Raw genomic sequence first — 19758 nt, 5'->3', positions numbered from 1 at the left:
CTAACCCCATTCTCCTAATAATGCCAAAATTTCTAGAATCTAAGCTTTTTGCTTACTTACAATATCAATGATAGTATCACCCACCATAAGAGCGATTTTTTCCATAAATTCTGCTGGAGAAGTAAAGCCTACGCACGAGCAATTAATTTCACCCAAGACATATTTATCCTTGCCTTGTGAATCTGTATCAAGAATAAAATCCGCTGTCCAAATAAGTGGCAAATCATAATTTCCTAGCTTGGATCGAATCTCTGGAAGTTGGGCTAAAAACCAATCAATAAGGCTCTGCCAATCTCTGGGTTCATCATAGCGATATTTCGCCCCGCTAAAAAGTGTTGCAGAAAAGGCATCGCCACCTTCAGCTGGTTTTTTATGCACGACATATACAGGGGTTTTGTATAACATAAGGATTCTAATTTCCCCTTCTTTGATACGCGGTAAAAATGTCATATCTACAAGCATACCATTATCACCTACCAAATAATGCTCACAAAAATCCATAAATTCTCCCAATTTTCGCTCTTCTGTGTGGTTATCTTTGGCTTCTGTGCAGATTATTTTTGTATCAAGCGGCAGTGAATTAACCTTGCCATAATCATTTGGAGATTCTAAACGCACACGCCAAATTCCCTCGCCTGTAGATCCACGATTTTGCTTTAGGACACGCTCACCCTTAGCTAGAGTTTTTGGAAATGTTTTTTTGAAATCATGTATATCACTCCATGTTACCCCAATGCGTTTGGCTTCTGCTGGATCATAATACGCATAGGTATCGCTAGGCACAAGCTCTGTATCTGCAAGTTTTGTGAGTGCATCTTTGGCACCATAGCCTATCATTGCATCAGGATGAGGCATACCTACAAGCCCATCAGCACAGAGCTTACGCAACACATCAAAATACAATTTTTCTTCCTTGAGATTCCCTGGATTGACGCGTGAGACATAGCCATCAGCAGTATTCTTGACATGCTCATAGATTTTGTTGCGCTCTGTTTGGTCTCGCAAAATATCATCAGTAAAAAAGATAACTTCCGCATTCCAACCCTTGGCTTTGAGTGCATTAACCATAGGCATAGTATCTTTTCTATAACCATCAGGTCCTTTATCGCTTCCGCCTCTTGCTTCAAAAAACACAATGTTCTTTTTCATACCCTCTCCTTTTTTAAAGAATTGTTTCGTAGAATAGCAAAAATTATCTAAAATCTAACTCTATCTGAAAAAATTTATATTTTTTCAAACTTTTAGCCAAACTCCTTCTTTGGCTTTCAGTATTATTTTATCTTGTTCTATTAAGGAAGTTAAAGCTTTTTTAAAAGATTTTTTACTCATTTTAAAAATCTTTGCAATCTCTTTTGGATTGCTATCATAATGCATTTTTAAATGTCCTCCACTCTCTTTTAGCTTCTTTAACACTTCTTGTGCTTCACTAGCAGAATCTTTTTTAGCCAAAGGTAGCTTGAGAGACAAATCACATTTTCCATTAGGATAGATTCTTTTAATATACCCTTCCCTTTTAACAAAAAATTCAATGCCACCAAATACTTCATTTTGATGCAAAAGCCCAAGATACTCTCCATTAATAACACATTCATAGCCCAATTCACTTTTTCTAAAAGGGAATATTTCTACCTTAGAAAAAGCTCTAAGTTCTTGATTATTACAATCTCTTAAGTCCTTTAAATAAGACTTAATATTCCCCTTAGCTATCAAACGCCCTTGTTTATCTGTGGTGATAAACACTAGCACTTGAGAATTTATACTAAATTTTTGTGGATTTTGGGTGGGCATAAATAAATCTTTGGCAATTCCTAAATCCAAAAAACAACCCAAATAATTCTTATCCACCACTCTTAAAACAGCAATTTCACCCCTTTGCGCTTTAGGTTTTAGCGTTGTGGCAATCACCCTCCCTTCTGAATCATGATACAAAAATACTTCAATCATATCATTTATTTTAGAATCTTTTGGCAAATATTTCTTAGGCAACAAAACCTCTTCATCTTTATCTTGTAAGTAAGCTCCAAATTCCACAAATCTAGCAAGCTTCAGCTTTTTAATAACACCAACTTCCATCAATCAATAATCTCCATAAAAGTTTCAAACAAACTTCTCCCTAAGGGCATTCCATAAAATTCAGAAATTTGCCACCCCACAACAAAAACCATAACCATAAAAACAATAAACCCTAGGCAAGTTAAAACAAGTAAAGCTTTAAACAATTTAAGATAAAAATTTTCATCCAAAGAATCATTGAGAACTTTGTGATAGAGTAGCCAGTCCATAAAAAATCCAAACCAAAAGCTAAAAATCATAAACAAAAGCACACACACTATGCCAAAAATCAACATTGAAACATATGGAGACCACAAAGAATCATTATAAGCATAAAGATTTGCTTCCCATAGTAAAATAGTATAGCCAATGTGGATTCCAAGCAAGATAAATCCAATTAGCAAAACTGCAAAAATAACTTGTATGATTTTTTCTGGTGTTGTAGAATATTTATTAAATTCTCCACGAATCTGTTTTTTAATCTCCTTATCGCTCTTTCCAGCGCTATACAAACCCATAATTTGGCTTTTTAGATTCCTAATCCATTCTTTGCGACTATGTATTTTTTCCATTTAAAATACCTTTAAATAATTTTCTACATAAAATCTTGCCCAAAAAATGCCAAGAATATCTTAACAATTCTAGAATCACCACTTTACTAAAGCATTTTTGGGCAATCAAAAATCTATAAAACAACTCTTGCCTCACCCTTTATTAAATTAAACCTAGAGCTATTTTGCAAACTTTCATTTGTTTTTTAAATTACTTTTTTACACTTCTATTTACTTTTTTTGGTTTTCTTTAAAAACACTCAAAAGTTATTATAGGGCTTTGTTATCTGATGATTCTGCCACTATGTGTATAGACATTTGCCTTTTTACCTCTAGCAAAGCCAATAAGTGTTACTCCTGTTTCTTGAGCAGCTTTAATCCCCATAAAAGTAGCCGCAGCCTTAGAAACTACAATAGGAATATTATGCATAACCGCCTTAACAATCATCTCCAAAGACAATCTCCCGCTTACAAAAAGTATAGAATCGTGCGTCTCAAAACCCAACATCCTTGCCTTGCCCATAACCTTATCAATTGCATTATGCCGACCAATATCTTCTGAAATAAAAATCTTATCCCCCAAAACCAGCATCGCCTTATGCACACAACCTGTTTTAGAAAAAAGCTCTGTATTTGTCTCAAAAAAACTTAAATGTTCAAAAATTTTTTCAGTCGTTACTTTAAAGGGACTTTCAATAAATTTAGTAATGACATTGCCTTCTAAATTACCAGCAACACCAACGCAACAACCCGAAGTTAAAGTTTTTTCTCTAAAAAGACTTTTCAACATTTTTTTATCTATTTTTGCCTCTAATCGCACAGATTTTCCATCTTTTGCAATTTCAACATAATCAATACACGAAAGATTGCTAATCACGCCTTCACTTAATAAAAAACCAATAAAATGATAATCTTGCTCATAAGGGATACTCATTACAGAGAGTAATTTTTGACCATTAAGATAAAAAGCAATGCGCTCTTCTTTAACAACACAATCCTCTCTAGTGGAACTAAATCCACTAGGAGAAATTTGCTCTATCTGTAAATTTTGACAAAATTGATTCATCTTAGGCTTTATTGATTTCTTGATAATAATAGCTATGTAAAATAGCAATTTCTTCTTCACCCATATTTCCATCAATAATAGAGCTTAATGCGCCTTCAATAGCAAAAACAGCCATATAAATATGAGTAATCAAAAGTGCTATAATAAGAAATCCTATCACATTATGCACCAAAGCCATAATTCTTAGCGTTTCAATATCACTAAATTGGAAGAACATAAAAACACCAGAAATAATCATCATAAACCCACCAAGTGTGCAAACCCAAAACCACATTTTTTGACCAGCATTGAATTTACCAGCAGGAATAGGACGCTTTTCTTTGCTTAAATAACCTCCCATAATCATTAGCCATTTAATGTCATAAAGTTTGAAAAGTGCAGGTTTTACCCACATTAAAAACATCAAAATACCAAAAATTGCAAACAAAATCGTTACAATTCCATGCACATCTCTAGCAAATCTAACAAAGCCACCTCCGCCAAGTTTATCACCAAAGACCATAACCAATCCCGTTAAGCACAAAATTACAAAAGGGATTGCAGCGCACCAATGCACTATAATGTTATAACGCGAGAAAACTTTAATTTTTCGACCATGAGAAAATTTTTTCTGCCCTACAACAATAAAATGGGCTAAAAAAGTTAAAGGAACTAAAATAACAATAACTGCAAAAATAGTCGCAAAATAATGCCCTTGCAAAAGAGTGAAGATCTCACCCCAACCTGTAGCATTTGGAGAATTCACTCCCCAGTCTTTAATTGCTTCTACTTCAGGTCCCCCATAAAGTTTTGTGTTCATAGGGTTTTGCATTAAAGCATTATTTCCTTCAATCACTTCTGCATATTGCTTACCCCCTTCTTGTGGAACGCTTGGATTTGCCGCCCATAAAGTCAAAGCAAATCCCATTAAAATTACAAAGATTCTAAAGAAATTTTTATAAGCTTTCATAGAATCCTCCTAATTTCCATAAGCGGTTTTCCACACATTTGGCACAGCATTTGGCATATTTTCGCCTCTCACGGTTGCACGATGCGTAATAATATTAGACACTTCTTCGCTACTTCCTGCTAAAAGCGCTTTAGTAGAACACATACTTGCACACATTGGCACTTTACCCTCAGCGATTCTATTTTGTCCATAAAGTCTGTATTCTTCTTCGCTATTAGTTTCTTCTGGACCACCTGCACAGAAAGTGCATTTATCCATTGCACCACGACTTTCAAATACACCATTTTTAGGGAATTGTGGAGCACCAAAAGGACAAGCATACAAACAATAACCACAACCAATACAAGTCTTTTTATCGTGTAAAACAATTCCATCTGCACGGATATAAAAACAATCTACGGGGCAAACTTGCGCACAAGGTGCATCAGCACAATGCATACAAGCTACTGATACAGCGCTTTCTTTGCCTACTTGTCCTTCATTGAGCACAACAACTCTACGGCGATTAACGCCAACAGGCAAATGATGTGCCTCTTTACAAGCTACATCACACCCATGACATTCTATACATCGATTAGTATCACAATAAAATTTGATTCTTGAGAAATTTGCAAGTATTTCTTGATTAGTATTACTCATTTTTCACTCCTTATTGTGCTTTTTCAATTCGACATAAACCGCATTTTGTCTCTGGACAAGCAGAATTATAATCAAATCCATAACTTGAAATCATATTAGCTGATTCGCCGATAGCATAAGGCTTTGTGCCTTCTGGATAATTTTCAAGTCTTGATTTACCTTGATCTAAACCAGAGAAGTTTTGCGGTAACCAAATGCTGTTGTAATCTACTCTTGTAGAGATTTTTGCAGGCACTAAGATTCTAGCACCATTAGTTCCATAAATCCAAAGCTTATCGCCATTTCTAATATTCATTTCAGCAGCTTTATCTGGATGAATCTCTGCAAACATTTCGCCCTCAACTTCAGCCAAATATTTTGCACTTCTTGTTTCTGCACCTGTTCCCATATGTGCCACAAGTCGCCCACTAAGCATATTAACTGGATAATCTTTTACCCAATCTTTTTCTGTTTGGCGAGAAATATACTTAATATTTGCTCTAAAGTGATTTTTCTTATCAGGAAAGCTTGGGTATTTGCTTACCAAATCTCCGCGCACAGAATGCAATGGTTCTCTGTGCAATGGAATTTGATCATACCAATTCCACACTTTTGCTCTTGCTTTACCATTTCCATAAGGACAAAGTCCTGCTTCAAGGGCTTTTTCTACTAGGATATTATTTCCAATTCCCATAGCAAAAGTAGTTCCTGCTACTGCTTGTTTTTCTTCTTCGGTGAGCTTAATGCCCAAAGATTCAGCATTTGCAGCACTTACAGGAGCGTGCCCACCTTGGTGTTTAGCATTTGGCAGAGTTCTTTCAGTTAGCATACTTTGTCCATCTGGGCTTGTAACTCCCCAATTCACACGGAATCCCATACCACCACGCATAACTGGAATGTTGTCATCATACATCACAGGAGTTCCAGGATGCTTATCACTCCAACAAGGCCATGGCAACCCATAATAATCACCTTTAAATGGACCAGTTCCTTCCAAAGTTACTTTATCAAACATATGCCAATTTTCTTGGTGTGCTTTTAATCGCTCTGGGCTCATTCCTTGCAAACCAATACTGCGAATACTTTGGGTTAATTCTGTTGTTGCATCATCAGGCCAAATAAATTGATCTCTTCCTTTGGATTTTGCAATATCATACAATCTCCATTGATATTCTTTTAAGAATCCTAGTCGATCGGCTAAACCAAACAAAAACTCTTCATCAGGACGACATTCAAAAAGCGGTTCCATAACCTTACTTCGCCATTGATAACTTCTATTTGTCGCTGCTACAGAACCTGCTGTTTCCATTTGAGATGCTGCAGGTAGCATAAATAGATTATCGGTTCTATCGCTATAAATCGCCAAATCATTCACATAAGGATCAACAAAAACAACCAAATCAAGCTGATCCATTGCTTTCTTCTGTAAATCAAGCAAAGAAACCGTTGTCATACCAGAACCAATTACAACCAATGCTCTAAGCTTTGTTCCTCCATTATTTGCCATATTTTCTTCATCTAAAACACCAAATTTCCAAGTTGAATGCGCAAAACCTGTTGCACCCATCATTTCCTTGTTTTTAAAGCGCCCTAGCATCCATTCATAATCAACACCCCAGTGTTTGCAGAAATGTCTCCAAGCCGGCTCACCCAAACCATAATAACCAGGCAAAGAATCAGCAAGATTGTTCATATCTGATGCACCTTGCACATTATCATGACCTCTAAGGATATTTACACCCCCACCATTTTTACCAATGTTACCTAAAAACATTTGCAAAATAGGCATAATTCTTGTATTAGAAGTTCCAACTGTGTGTTGAGTAAGACCTTGATTCCAAATCAAACTAGCAGGTTTAGCTGCTGCCATTTCTTCAGCAATATGTCTAATCTCATCTGCTGGGATTCCACAAATATCTGCTGCCACTTCTGGAGAGAATTTTTGTGCTTCTTTGATGATTTCTTCATAGCCATAAACACGCTCTTTTAAGAATTTCTCATCATAAAGATTTTTAGCAATAATGTGATTAAGTAATCCGTATGCAAAGGCTATGTCTGTCCCACTTCTTATGCGGTGGAATTCATCACATTTTGCTGCTGTTTTTGTAAATCTAGGATCAATACAAACAAGCTTAGCACCTTTTTCTTTGGCTCTTAAAATATGAACCATCGATACAGGGTGATTGACAGCTGGATTTGCACCAATAATTAAGATATATTTTGAAAACATCATATCGCCAAGATGGTTTGTCATTCCACCATACCCAAATGTATTTGCCACACCGGCAACTGTAGGGGAGTGTCAAACTCTTGCGCAATGATCTATATTATTAGTTCCAAAAAAAGCCGCAAATTTTCTAATGTAGTAGCTTTGCTCATTTGAACATTTTGCACTACCTAAAAACATAACCGCATCAGGTCCGCTCTCTTCGCGAATTTCTTTAAGTTTAGCAGCAATTTTATCCATTGCTTCATCATATTTTAATCGTGCCCATTTTCCATCTTTTTTCTCAAGTGGATAGCGCAATCTTGTTTCACTTCTTGCTCTATCAATCAAATCAGCACCCTTACAACAATGCCCACCTTGAGAAATAGGGTGATCTTGTGCAACTTCTTGGCGAACCCACACACCATCAACTACTTCAGCAACGATTCCACAGCCCACTGAACAATGGGTGCAGATTGTTTTGATTTTTTGAGAGTTTGGATATTTTTCCTGTAACTCTTGAGTAGTTGCAGGACGCATAGTTTTTTGACTATCAGCACCTAAGGCTACACTAGCCCCAGCCAAACTTCCAAGTGCTGTCATTTTCAAAAATGCACGCCTTGTTTGACGTCTTTTTAATGTCTCACTCATAGCTTAACCTCCTTTATTTTGCAACAGAATAATACATATCCCATTGTTTTGTCTTTTGATAAAGAATCTCTGTCTTGGGCGACTTCCCACGAACCAGATTCTCACTGCTTCCCTTTTTGCTACAGCCTGCTAATGCAACACTCACACCAGCGATAGCTATTGAAGTTTTAGTAGCGTTTTTTAGGAATTCACGCCTACTCTTCTCCATTTAAGCTCCTTAAATTTGAGATTTGGGATAATCCCAAAAAGACCTTTTTAAACAAAAAAGTCTTTGTGAGATTACTCATACTTTTATGTGTAAATCTCCTCTTCAAACTTCAAAAAGCTCTCTAAAATTCTTGCTAATGCCAAATAATACTTTGAATCTTCTCTTTCATTAATCTCCTTTACTAACTGAAAAAAAGCTTGATTAACATACAAAAATACTTCTTTAGCCAAAGTTTCATCATCATTTTCTACAAGATATCTCATAAAGCCAAATAAAAAACCTAGATGCTCTTCTGTTTCTTTGAACTCTTTAGAATTCACACGAATATCGCTTTTTTTAACAATCCCTCTCATTTTCAATAGGCTATCTCCACCCACACAACCCTCATAGTAATGCGATAGGTGCATTCCAACTTGCTTTCCCCCAAAAGGCAAGGCAAAAAGCCTAGAAAACTCTTCTTTAATATTTTCCATTCCATTTTGATTAATCTCATTCTCTAAAAGCAAAAAATCTGCTTCCACCACTTCATTTAAAGAAGATTGTTTAAGAATATTAATCTGTTTTTTAGCAACTTTAGCTCTATCTCCAAGCACTTCGAATACAAAGAATCCATAAAAAAAATCATAATATAAGATTCTTGCATTTTTTATGCTTATTTGCTCTTCTTTAGATAGTTTATTTAACATCTTTTACCCTTATTTTTCTGCAAAATGCTGCGCTACTTGATCTTGAAACATCACTTTTACTTTACAATCCGCACAACATTCAATAGTTCGTAATTTCTTGGGATTAGCACTAAAAGAGGCACTAAGCATTGTTTTGATTTTTTCAATAGATTTCTTTGTGGAGAAAGGCTTTTTGCATTCTACACATAAAAATGGTGCATCTTTGGCAAGTTCCCTACTTTTAAAATAGCTTGATTCTAGTCTCATTCCCTCGCGGCTAACTTCCATAATCTTTTCAGGACAAGAATCAACACAATACCCACAGGTCGTGCAAAGCGAAGGATTAAACCGCAAAGAAAAATCATCACTTTTGGCAAAAATTGCATTCACATTACAAGCCCCAACACAAGACAAACACAAAGTGCATTTATCAGCTTCTATTTTTAAATCCCCATAAAATACCGGCGCAACACTCTTAGCAATCCCAAAATTATTGTCTTTTATCATGTATTGGATTCTTTGAGCAAACGATTCACGATGTGATCTTGAATAGCGATTCTTATACAAATATGTCTCAAATGTTTGGAGCTCTTTAGCACAGGTATTAATTTTCTCTAGAGAATCCACAACAACAATACAATCTCTTTTGTAAATTTGCTGTGTAATATTATTAACAAAACTAATTGCCTCACTACTCTCCCCAAACACTATCATTTCATTTTGAGTGGTTTGAAGCAACATCAACAAATCATTTTCATTTAAAATTTTCAAAGTAGGCAAAATAAGCGGTGTAAGACTACTATCTAATATGATTTCTTGATTAACTAATTCTTTGTAACTTGCCACATCACACAGAAAAACTTTATGACCTTGGTATAACTCCACGATTTCTTCCAAGCCCTCTTTGGGTAATTCTTCATATTCCAAAGAACTCGTAGGACATACCCCCACACAAGCTCCACAGGCTACACAATCTACAGGCGAAAACACAAGCTCCATCAAACTATCATTAGCTCCCACACCAAAAGTAGGACACGCATCTACACATTTAGTGCAATACTTTTCGCGTCTGTGATGATATTGACAAAAATCATCCCTATAACTAATGATTTCTTTGTAAGAATATTCTCCTAGATTCTGCTTTAAAGCACTCATTAGTGAATCGGGATTATCAAAATCAGCCACACTAAAAAATCCATTAAAACGCAAAAGATTCTCATCATAGACAAACATTACCGCTTGAGAAAAGTTGTGTATTTCGCCATTTTCTAACTCAGCTTGAAAATTTCCTAAATAGCCATTAACTCTATTAATGCTACTAATCTCAAATAAAGAAACTTCAAACTCTTGACTTGCTTGTTTTTCAAAGCCTAAAACCGATGCTGCAATCCCCTCTTCTCCATCATAAAAAATAGCAAGCTTATTATCAAGCTCCAAAATTTTGCTAGAATCCAACTTAAAGTCGTCTAGAATTTCTTGTGTTTGATTGAGAATTTTCATTTTTTGTTCATAATTAATATCTGCTTTATCCAAAAGCAAATTCCCAAAAGGCAATTTTTCAATATCCATTGTGAGAATCCTAAAATTTTATTCTTAAGGCGCAAAAATAAAGTTTTGCTCTGTTCTTTTATTGAATAATTTTACATTGATACAACCTCTAAAGTCAATATTTTTTTAACATTTCAAATATATATATTTTTATATAATCACTTTAAGAAACTGATTTTTAGCTGATTGATCTTTTGAATATAGATTTTTAAGATTTGAAGTATAAATATTCTCTCCTTGTTTAAAACAAGGAGAGAATATCAAAAAAGAAAATTACGAAGAACCTTTTTCTAAAGCTTCTTTGGCATATTTTTCGCCCAATTCAAAAGCTTTTTTGTTAAGCTCTATCACTTTTGCGGGAACTTTGCTAATCATTGTATCATAAACCAAATCCCTATCCACACATTTTGTTAATGTAATAGTGATTGCTAATGCTACTACAGATTGCGTAACAACATTTCCAACTTCCTCTTTAGCAATTGTAATAATAGGAATAGGGTAAATTTTGTATTTTTTCCTATCTTCATCATTTGGAGTTACAAGATTAGGTTCAATCACAATTGTCGCCCCTTCTTTTAAACCACCTTTGAATTGATCATAGCTTATTTGAGCAGTTGAGAGCATAAACTCCACCTCCCCATCATTAGCATAAGGATATAAAATCTCCTCATCATCTAGCAAAATATCTACTTTTGTTGGACCTCCACGCACCTGTGAAGTATAAGTAGCTGCCTTAACCCCATAACCACCATTGCGGATTTGAGCTTCTGCTAGGATCTCACCTGCAAGCAATACCCCTTGCCCACCTACACCAGTAAAACGAAGTTGCTTTCTCATTTAGCACCTCCTTTTTTAGCTTGTGCTTTTTCTTGCACCTGCTTATAAGCTTTGCAATATTCTATTTTATTTGTATCATGCAATAAAATACCAGTAGGATATTTTCCTGATTTTTCTTCATCGCTTAGGTCATCATATTTTTTCTTAGAAATAATCATATTTTCAATCCATTTAAGCGTATCAACTGCCTCACCCATTTTATTTTTTCTACCAAGATTCACATGGCAGTTACTAAAAATATCAAAAAAGCTAAATCCTTCATGTTGGAATCCTTCCACCAGAACTTTTTCAAGTTTCTTAGGATCCAATACCGATTCTCTGGCTACAAAACTTGCTCCTGCTGCACTTGCTAGATTACATGCATCAAAAGCAGGATCGACATTTCCATACTGCGCAGTAACTGTCCACATTCCCTTTGGAGTAGTAGGGGAAGTTTGTGAATTTGTCAATCCATAAATAAAGTTATTAATCAAAACATAATTAATATCAATATTCCTTCTACATGCGTGAATAGTGTGATTCCCGCCAATTGCCAAACCATCACCATCACCACCCACTACAATCACTTTTTTAGTTGGATTTGCAAGTTTAATTCCAGTGGCATATGCAAGCGTTCTACCATGAGTTGTATGAACTGTGTTACAATTAACATAAGAGGAAACACGCCCACTACAGCCAATACCACTAACTAGACATACATCATCCATATTCCAGCCTAATTTATCAATAGCTCTAACAATCGCTTTTAAAATTACACCATCTCCACATCCCCAACACCATAGTGTTGGCATTTTATCCACACGCAAATATTCATCATAATTAAATGCCATATTATAACTCCTTTATTTTATTTGCAATTTCAATTGGTGAAAGCGGTCGCCCATTTGCTTTAGCTAGAAGTTGCACTTCTTTTTTCATTGAATGCTCAACTTCAACTACATATTGCCCCTTATTAAGCTCTGCAACCAAAATCTTATCAAATCTCTTCCCTAGCTTTTCTAATTCTTTTCTAGGAGAAGGCCATAGTGTAATAGGTCGGAATAATCCAACTTTAACTCCCTCTTTTCTTAGTCTATCAACTGCCTCTTTTGCGCTTCTTGAAGTTGAACCATACGCAATCAATAAAATCTCAGCATCATCTAAGCAATATTCTTCATAAGTTACAATTTCATCTCTTTTGCATAAAATTTTATTAAACAATCTATCAATGAGGTTTTGAGAAAGAGTTGCATCTTCTGTTGGAAATCCTGTTGGTCCATGATGAAGACCCGTAATATGATATCTATATCCTTGGAAGAATGGATTTAAAATAGCTGGTTCATCTTGTGGCACATCATAAGGCTTATAAATATTCTTATCGCCACTAAAAGTTCTGCGATTAACAATACTTTTTTGCACTTCTGCCAAATCCGGAACAACTGCTTTACCATGCATATGCCCTAAAGTCTCATCTAGCAATAAAAATACTGGGGTCATAAACTTTTCTGCTAAATTAAAAGCTCGAACTGTTTCAGTATAAGCTTCTTCTAAGCTACCAGGACACAGAGCGATAGATTGATAATCTCCGTGAGTAGGATGAGCTGCTTGAGCAACATCTCCTTGTGCAACGCGTGTAGGCAATCCAGTAGAAGGACCACCACGCATAACATTAACAATTACTAAAGGGATTTCTGCCATAAAACCATAGCCAATTTGTTCTGATTTTAATGAAATGCCAGGTCCAGAGGTCGCTGTCATTGATTTTGCGCCACTCATAGATGCTCCAAGCGCAACAGAGATTCCTCCAATTTCATCCTCCATTTGAATAAACGATCCTTCTTCTCTTGGTAAAAGAACGCTCATTTCATGTGCTACTTCGCTTGAAGGTGTAATAGGATAACCACCAAAAAACTTACAACCTGCATCAATTGCTGCATGGGCAACCAATTCATTTCCACTTGAAATAAATTCTCTACTCACTTTAATCTCCTTATAATGCCATAAAACCATTGGCTTTAATTGCTTCAGCTTTCTGTCTTGATTCATCAGTTAGTTTTGCAAACTTAAACTCTTTTCTATCGGCAACTGCAATTGCAAAATCAGGACAATGCAACTCACATTCACAACAACCAATACAACTTTCTGGGTTAATAACTTCTACCATTTTGCCCAATACTCTATGTTCATCTAAACGCATAGCAAGTGTGCCACTAGGACAAACACTTACGCACAAATCACATGCCTTACAGCGACTTTCATTAACCCAAACTGGTGTATTTTCAGGTGCTTTTAATAATCCCATACTTAACTCCTTAGAAAAATTTATTAAAATTGGCATTCACAAAATTTATTATAACCTATCATCGCCTCCTTATTAGGAATTAAAATATTCTGCTTTAAGTGCATCAATCAAATCTTGGACAGATTGGATTGATTTATCAAATTGTTGTTTTTCTTCTGGCAATAATTTCAATTCTACCACTCTTTCAATTCCATGGATTCCAAGCTCTACAGGCACTCCTCCAACCACATCACGATAACCATACTCGCCTTGCAATAAAACAGAACAAGGTAAAATCTTATGACTATCACTCATAATTGCACAAATCATTTCTGCAGTCGCTCTAGCAGGAGCAAAATAAGCCGATCCCTTTTTAAGACAAGAGACAATCTCTGCTCCAGCATTTCTTGTGCGTTGAACTACTTCTTGAATCTGACTTTCTTCTAAAAGCTCACTCAATGGAACTCCATTTACCATACAAAAGCGAGGCAATGGCACCATATCATCGCCATGACCACCCATTACAGGCGCTACAATTTGTCCTGGTGCACATTGTAATTTTTCATAAATAAAACTAGCCATTCTCGCACTATCCAAAATCCCTGCCATTCCTAGAATCTGCCTTGGATTAAATCCCGTTTCTTGCAACATAGTATAAACCATAGCATCCAGTGGATTTGTTACCAGTATTACAATAGCTTCAGGAGAATTTTCCTTAATATCTTTTGCGATTTCACTAATTACCTTTGCATTAGCAAATAACAAATCATTTCTGCTCATTCCTGGCAATCTAGGAGATCCTGCAGCTACAACAATCACATCACAACCACCCAAATCTTTAGGCGAAGCAATCACATCTAATTTTGCAAATTTTTCTCCCACGCAAGAAGCTTGAAACATATCTAGCAACATACCCCTTGCCCTATCTTTGTCTTTATCTCTCAAAACAATTTGATAAGGTGTTGTAGCCGATAAAATGTAAGCCAAAGTTGAACCTACATTTCCCGCTCCAATAATGCCTACTCTTTTTACTCTTTCCATTCTCTTTCCTTGTGACAATATGCTTTCAATATCGCCAATGATGCACTAAGCTAAAAAGCAAAGATTTCTTTAACTTTTTATTCTGTATTTTTGATTATTTTTTCTTAAAGAAATCTTATTTTTAAGATTTTTCTTTTTATTTTTACTATTGTGAGAAATTATTTAAATGTTCCTTGTAGGTTTTTGAGAAAGAATGTGTACCATTTTTATTTCTCACAAAATACAAATAATCAACATTAGCAGGAAAAATCGCGGCTTGGATTGCCTTAAAACTAACACTTCCAACTGGCGTATTTGGTATTCCATTATAACGATAAGTGTTGTAAGAGGTTGTATCATTTCGTATCATTTCTGGGGTAACTTTAGTATGAGAAAATCTACCATAATTTAACGCACCATCCATTTGCAAACGCATCTTTAATTTTAAGCGATTGTGAATCACAGCTCCAACCAAGGGCATTTCTTCTGTATTAGCCGATTCTTTTTGAATAATAGAAGCAATCGTCACATATCTAAACCACTGCTTTTGATCATATTCCCCCAAAAACTTAATTGCCCATTTTTTATGTTCTTTAAGCGAGGTATTAACCAAATAATACATTAAGTGCTTCTCACTAATACCTTTGGGGATTTTATAGGTATTAGCCAAAATAACTCCATCTTCATAAGGTGCATATTGTCTATAAAATAACTCCAATTTGTTAGAATCAAGATTTAATTGCTTAGCAACTTCATCAATAAAAAAATACAAAGTCTCACCTGGAATCAAAGTAATATCCTCTAGTGCTGCTTTTGAGTTCATCAAGCCATACAAAAAATCCCCTTTTGTAAGTCGCGTTTGACCAATATTAAGCCAACCACTTTGCAAATAACCAAAAAAATGCAACATATACCCATCAAATCGATTGACATCAAAATTATTTTTATCTAAATATGTTATAATCTCATTCGTTCCTCCTTGCGGAATATAAACGATTCTGCTTGAGTTAATAGGGATTTGCAAATAAAAACATAAGACTATCACTATCATGAAAAAAACATCAACTAAATTACTAAAAATTATCTTTTTCTTATCTTTTATACTAGGAGCATTCATTTTGCTCTACACCTTTCTTTATAACGGAATTAAAATTCAGCAATTAAATATTGCTGGAATTCAAATCGAGAAATTCTATCTAAGATTAGATAAAAAACTCATTTTGAAAATACAAACTTTAAATCTATCAGACATCCAAAGTTCAAGTTCCACCTCAAACGATTTAGAAGAACAAATTCAATACCTAAAAAATTTCCACTTACTTTTACAATACTTCCAAACAATCAAAATCGATCATATTATTTTCAATGATTATCAGGCTAATTTGTCTTATGATGGAGAACATTTTCTTGTCAATCTCCCACAAATTTATGCTAAATTAAATATTTTAGAAAGTTCTTCGCAAATTACAATAAATTTTGAAGATATTTATTTAAAAGAATATGGAATCTACTATCATGGTAGCGGTCAATATAATCTTATTAAGAATAATTTCGATGTTCAAGGGGAACTAAAATTCCTAGACAAGAAATCCTATAAAATCCTCGCAAATTTAAATCTAAATCTTAAAGGAGATTTCCACAAAATCACCCTAAATGGCTTTAGCGATACTTTTGAAAATATTAATTTTCTACTCCCCTTACTACCACCTTTTAAAAATCAGATGCTTAAAGAATGGATTTTTGATAACTATCAAATTACTTCTGCTAAAATAAAAGAATTCTCCCTTGAGCTTCCCCTAAACTCTAAAAATCTCATTGACGATTCTTTAGAATCTCTTTATGTTTTAGGAGAAATTCAAAATGCTAAAGTAACTTTTCAAAAAGGGCTATCCCCCATTCTCTCTCCCAATATTCAGCTTACTTTCAAAAACAATACACTGGAATTTCACCCTAATCAGCCAACCTACAAAAACATTAATCTACAAGGTAGCCAAGTTGCTATTAGTAATATTTTTCAATCCCCTACTTTAGAAGTATTTATTCAAACAAAAACTCCTTTAGATGACACTATTTTAAGCCTTTTAGAGAGCTATCATATCTCACTTCCCATTAAAGCTCCAAAAGCAAAAATTGACACCAACCTAGCTTTAAAGGTTAATCTAAAAAATGATTCTGTTACTTACAAAGGCATATTCAAAGCCGAAGATGCCCAAATACTCTCTAATGCTCTAACATTTAATTCTGAATCTTTGCTTGTTAGCGCAGAAGATAATCTTATTAAAGTCTCTGCAAAAAATGTATTTTATGGAGATTTTTTGCGAGCGGATCTTAATTTTATTATAAACACCAACCAAAAGACGATTAATGGAGATTTATTAGCCCATTCCTTCGTGTTAGACAAAAATTCTCCCGAAATTCTTGCATTTCAAAATCAATTACTTCCTTTTGAAATTGATTTTAGTAGCAATTCACAAACCTTCATAAATCTTCCCACTATCAATTTTCAAGGAATTTTGCAAGAAAACTCATCTCTAAAAATCACCAATCTCTCCTCCTTACTTCCTTTTTCCAAAATACTTAAAGAATATCAAATTTTAGGTGGTGAAATTCAAATTAACACTAAAGATTTTAAAGAGTTTGAGGGAAAATTTTTAATTCATAGCAATCAGCAATTCCTACAAGATAAAAACAATAAACCACTAGAAACTATGTTACTAAATTTTCATTACACTCCTGATAATTTGCAATTAAATAGCGATGATTCAAACTTTAAATTCCATAAAACCAAAGAAAAACGCCAACTTGAATTAATAAATCTTATTGTTGTGTTAGATAATATTCAAACTAACACTAATTCTAATGTAAATTCTCCACTTTTTGTGATTGGAAAAAATAGCCCTTTACATTTTAAGAATCACACCATATTAAACGATAATTTTTCTCTTTCAATGGTGGGAGATGAACTTAAATTCACACTTAAACACAAAAATGGCGAAGCTCAAGTCTATAAAAAAGAAGATTATATTACAATTGATGCAAAAGAATTTGGTGATGCTTTTATAAATGCTTTAGCTAATAAAAATATTGTTACACAAGGTAGATTTTCTATTAACGCCAACACCAACCCAAAAGGTGCTTTAATAGGAAAACTTAGAATCTTAAATGCTAATATTAATCAACTTAGTGTTCTACAAAATCTTATGGCTTTTATAGACACAATCCCTTCCTTACTTACTTTTAAAGCCCCAGGATTCAACAATCAAGGCTATTATCTTAAAGAGGGAAATATCACTTTTGGCTATAATCGAGATTTTTTGGCAATTGAAAATCTAGATTTTAATGGCTCATCTATTGATATTCAAGGCAAAGGCATTTTATCCTTAAAAGATCAAAAAATTGATTTTTATGCTCAGCTCATTACAGCAAAATCCCTTACTGGAATCATCAATAAAATTCCCATTGTTAATTATATTACATTAGGAAAAGAGGGAAAAATATCAACTGGTTTTTCAATCACGGGTGATCTTGAAAATCCAACTATTACAACCAAAACTGCTCAAGATATTCTCCTTTCTCCTTTTAATATTTTAAAACGCGTTATCACCTCTCCATTTGAAATTTTCAATTAACAGGAATCTATTATGCAAGATAAAAAAGTAAAAAAAGCCACAAAAAAGGAGATTCAAGCCATTAAAGCTCTTTTTTTAGAACATTATAAAAATGCCAAAACAGAATTAGTTTATCGCAATGATTATGAATTACTCATTGCTGTGATGCTTTCAGCACAATGCACCGATAAGCGTGTTAATCTCATCACCCCTGCTCTTTTTGAGCAATATCCAACTCCACAAGCTCTAAAAAATGCTTCTTTAGAGGATATTAAAAATCTAATCAAAAGCTGCTCATTTTTTAACAATAAAGCCACCAATCTAAAAACAATGGCAGAAGTGGTTTGTGAAAGTTTTAATGGAGAGATTCCCCTTGATAGAGAGGCACTCAAAAGCCTTCCGGGTGTGGGACAAAAAACCGCCAATGTCGTTTTAATCGAATCTAAAGAAGCCAATTTTATTGCTGTTGATACGCATGTTTTTAGAGTTTCTCATCGATTAGGATTAAGTAATGCCAACACGCCTTTAGGGACTGAGGAGGATTTAACAAAAATCTTTGTGGATAATCTTGCTACTTTACACCAAGCTATGGTGCTTTTTGGGAGATATATTTGCAAAGCGCTCAATCCGCAGTGTCAAAACTGCTTCTTAAGCCACCTTTGCAAAAGTAAAAAGAGCTATAAATGTTAATTATTCTGCAAATATAACAGAACTAAGCTTGTCCTCACCATAAATAGGCGTTAAAGTCTCTTGATAAGCTTCTTTCATAAAGCCATTTTTATTTAGTGTTTCAATTTCTTTATTAAGCCATTCCAGCAATTCTTTATCTCCTTTTTTAACCGCAGGAGCGATTACATCTTCATTGCCAAGCTTTGCAATCCCAACTTCAAATCCCGGATTTTCTTTTGCCCATGCAAATACCAAAAGATTATCATGCGCCAAAGCGTCTCCTCTACCATCTTTTAAGGCTAAAAAAGCTTCTGTATTTTGATCATATTTTAAAAGCTCAATTTCTGGGTGATTCTTACTAAAATAAAAATCAGCTGTTGTTCCTTTATTAACAACAAGTTTTTTACCCTTTAAGTCTTCAATGCTTTTAATAGCTCCATCTTTAGAAACTACACCCAATGCTACTTTCATATAAGGTGAAGCAAAATCTACCACCGCTTCTCTTTCAGGAGTTTTTGTGAAATTTGCCATAATCACATCAACTTTTCCACTTTTTAAAAACTCAACACGACTAGCTGCTTCAACAAGCTCAAATTTTACCTTACTAGAATCACCTAATAAATCCTTAGCAATTTGTCTAGAAACTTTCACATCAAACCCATCATTATCGCCCTCTTTATTAATAAAACCAAAAGGTGGTTTATCACTGAAAACTCCTATTGTAATAACGCTTTTTTGCTTAATGGTCTCTAGTGAATTACTTGCATTTTGTTTAGTATCACCGCAACCTACCAATCCAAAGCCTAGAATTCCAAGCATTGCAATAAGAAATATTTTTTTCATTTTTACC

Annotated in this window: 19 protein-coding genes; 2 read left to right on the top strand and 17 right to left on the bottom strand. The window is 34.5% G+C overall.

Going from position 1 to position 19758, the window contains the following annotated elements:
* Positions 1–39: 39 nt before the first annotated feature.
* The 16 genes from MKD52_RS04985 to mltG all read right to left on the bottom strand — a co-directional run bounded on the left by MKD52_RS04985 (position 40) and on the right by mltG (position 15748).
* Positions 40–1149, bottom strand: coding sequence for a Cj0069 family protein (locus tag MKD52_RS04985; RefSeq protein ID WP_242099469.1), 1110 nt, complete (start codon positions 1147–1149; stop codon positions 40–42).
* An 84-nt stretch (positions 1150–1233) separates the two neighbouring features.
* Positions 1234–2073: a S1-like domain-containing RNA-binding protein gene (locus MKD52_RS04980; RefSeq protein WP_242099468.1), complete on the bottom strand. Its 840-nt coding sequence runs from the start codon at positions 2071–2073 to the stop codon at positions 1234–1236.
* Positions 2073–2624: a hypothetical protein gene (locus MKD52_RS04975; protein WP_242099467.1), complete on the bottom strand. Its 552-nt coding sequence runs from the start codon at positions 2622–2624 to the stop codon at positions 2073–2075. The genes MKD52_RS04980 and MKD52_RS04975 overlap by 1 nt, the downstream gene beginning before the upstream one ends.
* 262 nt (positions 2625–2886) lie before the next feature.
* Positions 2887–3669, bottom strand: coding sequence for a formate dehydrogenase accessory sulfurtransferase FdhD (fdhD, locus tag MKD52_RS04970; protein WP_242099466.1), 783 nt, complete (start codon positions 3667–3669; stop codon positions 2887–2889).
* 1 nt (position 3670) lies between these two features.
* Entirely contained in the window at positions 3671–4618 is a 948-nt protein-coding gene (locus MKD52_RS04965; RefSeq protein ID WP_242099465.1) for a formate dehydrogenase subunit gamma, read from the bottom strand.
* Between the two features lie 9 nt (positions 4619–4627).
* Positions 4628–5257, bottom strand: coding sequence for a formate dehydrogenase FDH3 subunit beta (gene fdh3B, locus MKD52_RS04960; RefSeq protein WP_006655699.1), 630 nt, complete (start codon positions 5255–5257; stop codon positions 4628–4630).
* A gap of 10 nt (positions 5258–5267) precedes the next feature.
* The gene (locus tag MKD52_RS04955) at positions 5268–8093 is read right to left on the bottom strand and encodes a molybdopterin-dependent oxidoreductase (RefSeq protein ID WP_242099464.1); all 2826 of its coding nucleotides are present in this window, start codon (positions 8091–8093) and stop codon (positions 5268–5270) included.
* Between the two features lie 13 nt (positions 8094–8106).
* Positions 8107–8301, bottom strand: a complete 195-nt coding sequence (locus MKD52_RS04950; RefSeq protein ID WP_242099463.1) for a twin-arginine translocation signal domain-containing protein — start codon at positions 8299–8301, stop codon at positions 8107–8109.
* An 83-nt stretch (positions 8302–8384) separates the two neighbouring features.
* Positions 8385–8987, bottom strand: coding sequence for a molecular chaperone TorD family protein (locus tag MKD52_RS04945; protein WP_242099462.1), 603 nt, complete (start codon positions 8985–8987; stop codon positions 8385–8387).
* A 9-nt stretch (positions 8988–8996) separates the two neighbouring features.
* Positions 8997–10535 (bottom strand): 4Fe-4S binding protein, encoded by a 1539-nt coding sequence (locus tag MKD52_RS04940; RefSeq protein WP_242099461.1) that lies wholly within the window; start codon positions 10533–10535, stop codon positions 8997–8999.
* A gap of 252 nt (positions 10536–10787) precedes the next feature.
* On the bottom strand, positions 10788–11351 hold the full coding sequence (locus MKD52_RS04935) for a 2-oxoacid:acceptor oxidoreductase family protein (protein WP_112056712.1): 564 nt from the start codon (positions 11349–11351) through the stop codon (positions 10788–10790).
* A complete protein-coding gene (locus MKD52_RS04930) occupies positions 11348–12181 on the bottom strand; it encodes a 2-oxoglutarate ferredoxin oxidoreductase subunit beta (RefSeq protein WP_242099460.1) in 834 nt (277 codons plus the stop codon). Before MKD52_RS04930 ends, MKD52_RS04935 begins: the two co-directional genes overlap by 4 nt.
* 1 nt (position 12182) lies before the next feature.
* Positions 12183–13310, bottom strand: coding sequence for a 2-oxoglutarate synthase subunit alpha (locus MKD52_RS04925; protein WP_242099459.1), 1128 nt, complete (start codon positions 13308–13310; stop codon positions 12183–12185).
* 10 nt (positions 13311–13320) lie between these two features.
* Positions 13321–13632, bottom strand: coding sequence for a 4Fe-4S binding protein (locus tag MKD52_RS04920; RefSeq protein WP_112056715.1), 312 nt, complete (start codon positions 13630–13632; stop codon positions 13321–13323).
* Positions 13633–13704: 72 nt separating this feature from the next.
* Positions 13705–14652 (bottom strand): malate dehydrogenase, encoded by a 948-nt coding sequence (locus MKD52_RS04915; protein ID WP_242099458.1) that lies wholly within the window; start codon positions 14650–14652, stop codon positions 13705–13707.
* A 145-nt stretch (positions 14653–14797) separates the two neighbouring features.
* Positions 14798–15748 carry an endolytic transglycosylase MltG gene (mltG, locus tag MKD52_RS04910; protein ID WP_242099457.1) on the bottom strand — a complete coding sequence of 317 codons (951 nt, stop codon included), beginning with the start codon at positions 15746–15748 and terminating at the stop codon, positions 14798–14800.
* A 1-nt stretch (position 15749) separates the two neighbouring features.
* On the opposite strand from mltG, the gene MKD52_RS04905 reads away from it, so the two are divergent.
* Both MKD52_RS04905 and nth read left to right on the top strand, forming a co-directional pair.
* Positions 15750–18260: a DUF3971 domain-containing protein gene (locus MKD52_RS04905; RefSeq protein WP_242099456.1), complete on the top strand. Its 2511-nt coding sequence runs from the start codon at positions 15750–15752 to the stop codon at positions 18258–18260.
* A gap of 12 nt (positions 18261–18272) precedes the next feature.
* Entirely contained in the window at positions 18273–18929 is a 657-nt protein-coding gene (gene nth / locus MKD52_RS04900; protein WP_242099455.1) for an endonuclease III, read from the top strand.
* Here the strand turns inward: nth and MKD52_RS04895 are convergent, their stop codons facing one another.
* Positions 18930–19751 carry a cysteine ABC transporter substrate-binding protein gene (locus MKD52_RS04895; RefSeq protein WP_242099454.1) on the bottom strand — a complete coding sequence of 274 codons (822 nt, stop codon included), beginning with the start codon at positions 19749–19751 and terminating at the stop codon, positions 18930–18932. It abuts the gene before it with no gap.
* Positions 19752–19758 lie beyond the last annotated feature (7 nt).

The sequence above is a fragment of the Helicobacter sp. CaF467b genome (assembly GCF_022664765.1).
Classification (GTDB): domain Bacteria; phylum Campylobacterota; class Campylobacteria; order Campylobacterales; family Helicobacteraceae; genus Helicobacter_D; species Helicobacter_D colisuis.
Note: the sequence above shows the minus strand (reverse complement) of the source record. Positions and strands in the feature narration are given on the sequence as shown.

Bases quoted from the DNA above. Each gene is read 5' to 3' on its own strand.
- MKD52_RS04935 (WP_112056712.1), bottom strand. From the start codon at position 11,351: ATGAGAAAGCAACTTCGTTTTACTGGTGTAGGTGGGCAAGGGGTATTG.
- nth (WP_242099455.1), top strand. From the start codon at position 18,273: ATGCAAGATAAAAAAGTAAAAAAAGCCACAAAAAAGGAGATTCAAGCC.
- MKD52_RS04950 (WP_242099463.1), bottom strand. From the start codon at position 8,301: ATGGAGAAGAGTAGGCGTGAATTCCTAAAAAACGCTACTAAAACTTCA.
- MKD52_RS04975 (WP_242099467.1), bottom strand. From the start codon at position 2,624: ATGGAAAAAATACATAGTCGCAAAGAATGGATTAGGAATCTAAAAAGC.
- MKD52_RS04965 (WP_242099465.1), bottom strand. From the start codon at position 4,618: ATGAAAGCTTATAAAAATTTCTTTAGAATCTTTGTAATTTTAATGGGA.
- MKD52_RS04940 (WP_242099461.1), bottom strand. From the start codon at position 10,535: ATGGATATTGAAAAATTGCCTTTTGGGAATTTGCTTTTGGATAAAGCA.
- mltG (WP_242099457.1), bottom strand. From the start codon at position 15,748: ATGAATGCTCCTAGTATAAAAGATAAGAAAAAGATAATTTTTAGTAAT.
- MKD52_RS04985 (WP_242099469.1), bottom strand. From the start codon at position 1,149: ATGAAAAAGAACATTGTGTTTTTTGAAGCAAGAGGCGGAAGCGATAAA.
- MKD52_RS04930 (WP_242099460.1), bottom strand. From the start codon at position 12,181: ATGGCATTTAATTATGATGAATATTTGCGTGTGGATAAAATGCCAACA.
- fdhD (WP_242099466.1), bottom strand. From the start codon at position 3,669: ATGAATCAATTTTGTCAAAATTTACAGATAGAGCAAATTTCTCCTAGT.
- MKD52_RS04920 (WP_112056715.1), bottom strand. From the start codon at position 13,632: ATGGGATTATTAAAAGCACCTGAAAATACACCAGTTTGGGTTAATGAA.
- MKD52_RS04980 (WP_242099468.1), bottom strand. From the start codon at position 2,073: ATGGAAGTTGGTGTTATTAAAAAGCTGAAGCTTGCTAGATTTGTGGAA.
- MKD52_RS04945 (WP_242099462.1), bottom strand. From the start codon at position 8,987: ATGTTAAATAAACTATCTAAAGAAGAGCAAATAAGCATAAAAAATGCA.
- fdh3B (WP_006655699.1), bottom strand. From the start codon at position 5,257: ATGAGTAATACTAATCAAGAAATACTTGCAAATTTCTCAAGAATCAAA.
- MKD52_RS04915 (WP_242099458.1), bottom strand. From the start codon at position 14,652: ATGGAAAGAGTAAAAAGAGTAGGCATTATTGGAGCGGGAAATGTAGGT.
- MKD52_RS04895 (WP_242099454.1), bottom strand. From the start codon at position 19,751: ATGAAAAAAATATTTCTTATTGCAATGCTTGGAATTCTAGGCTTTGGA.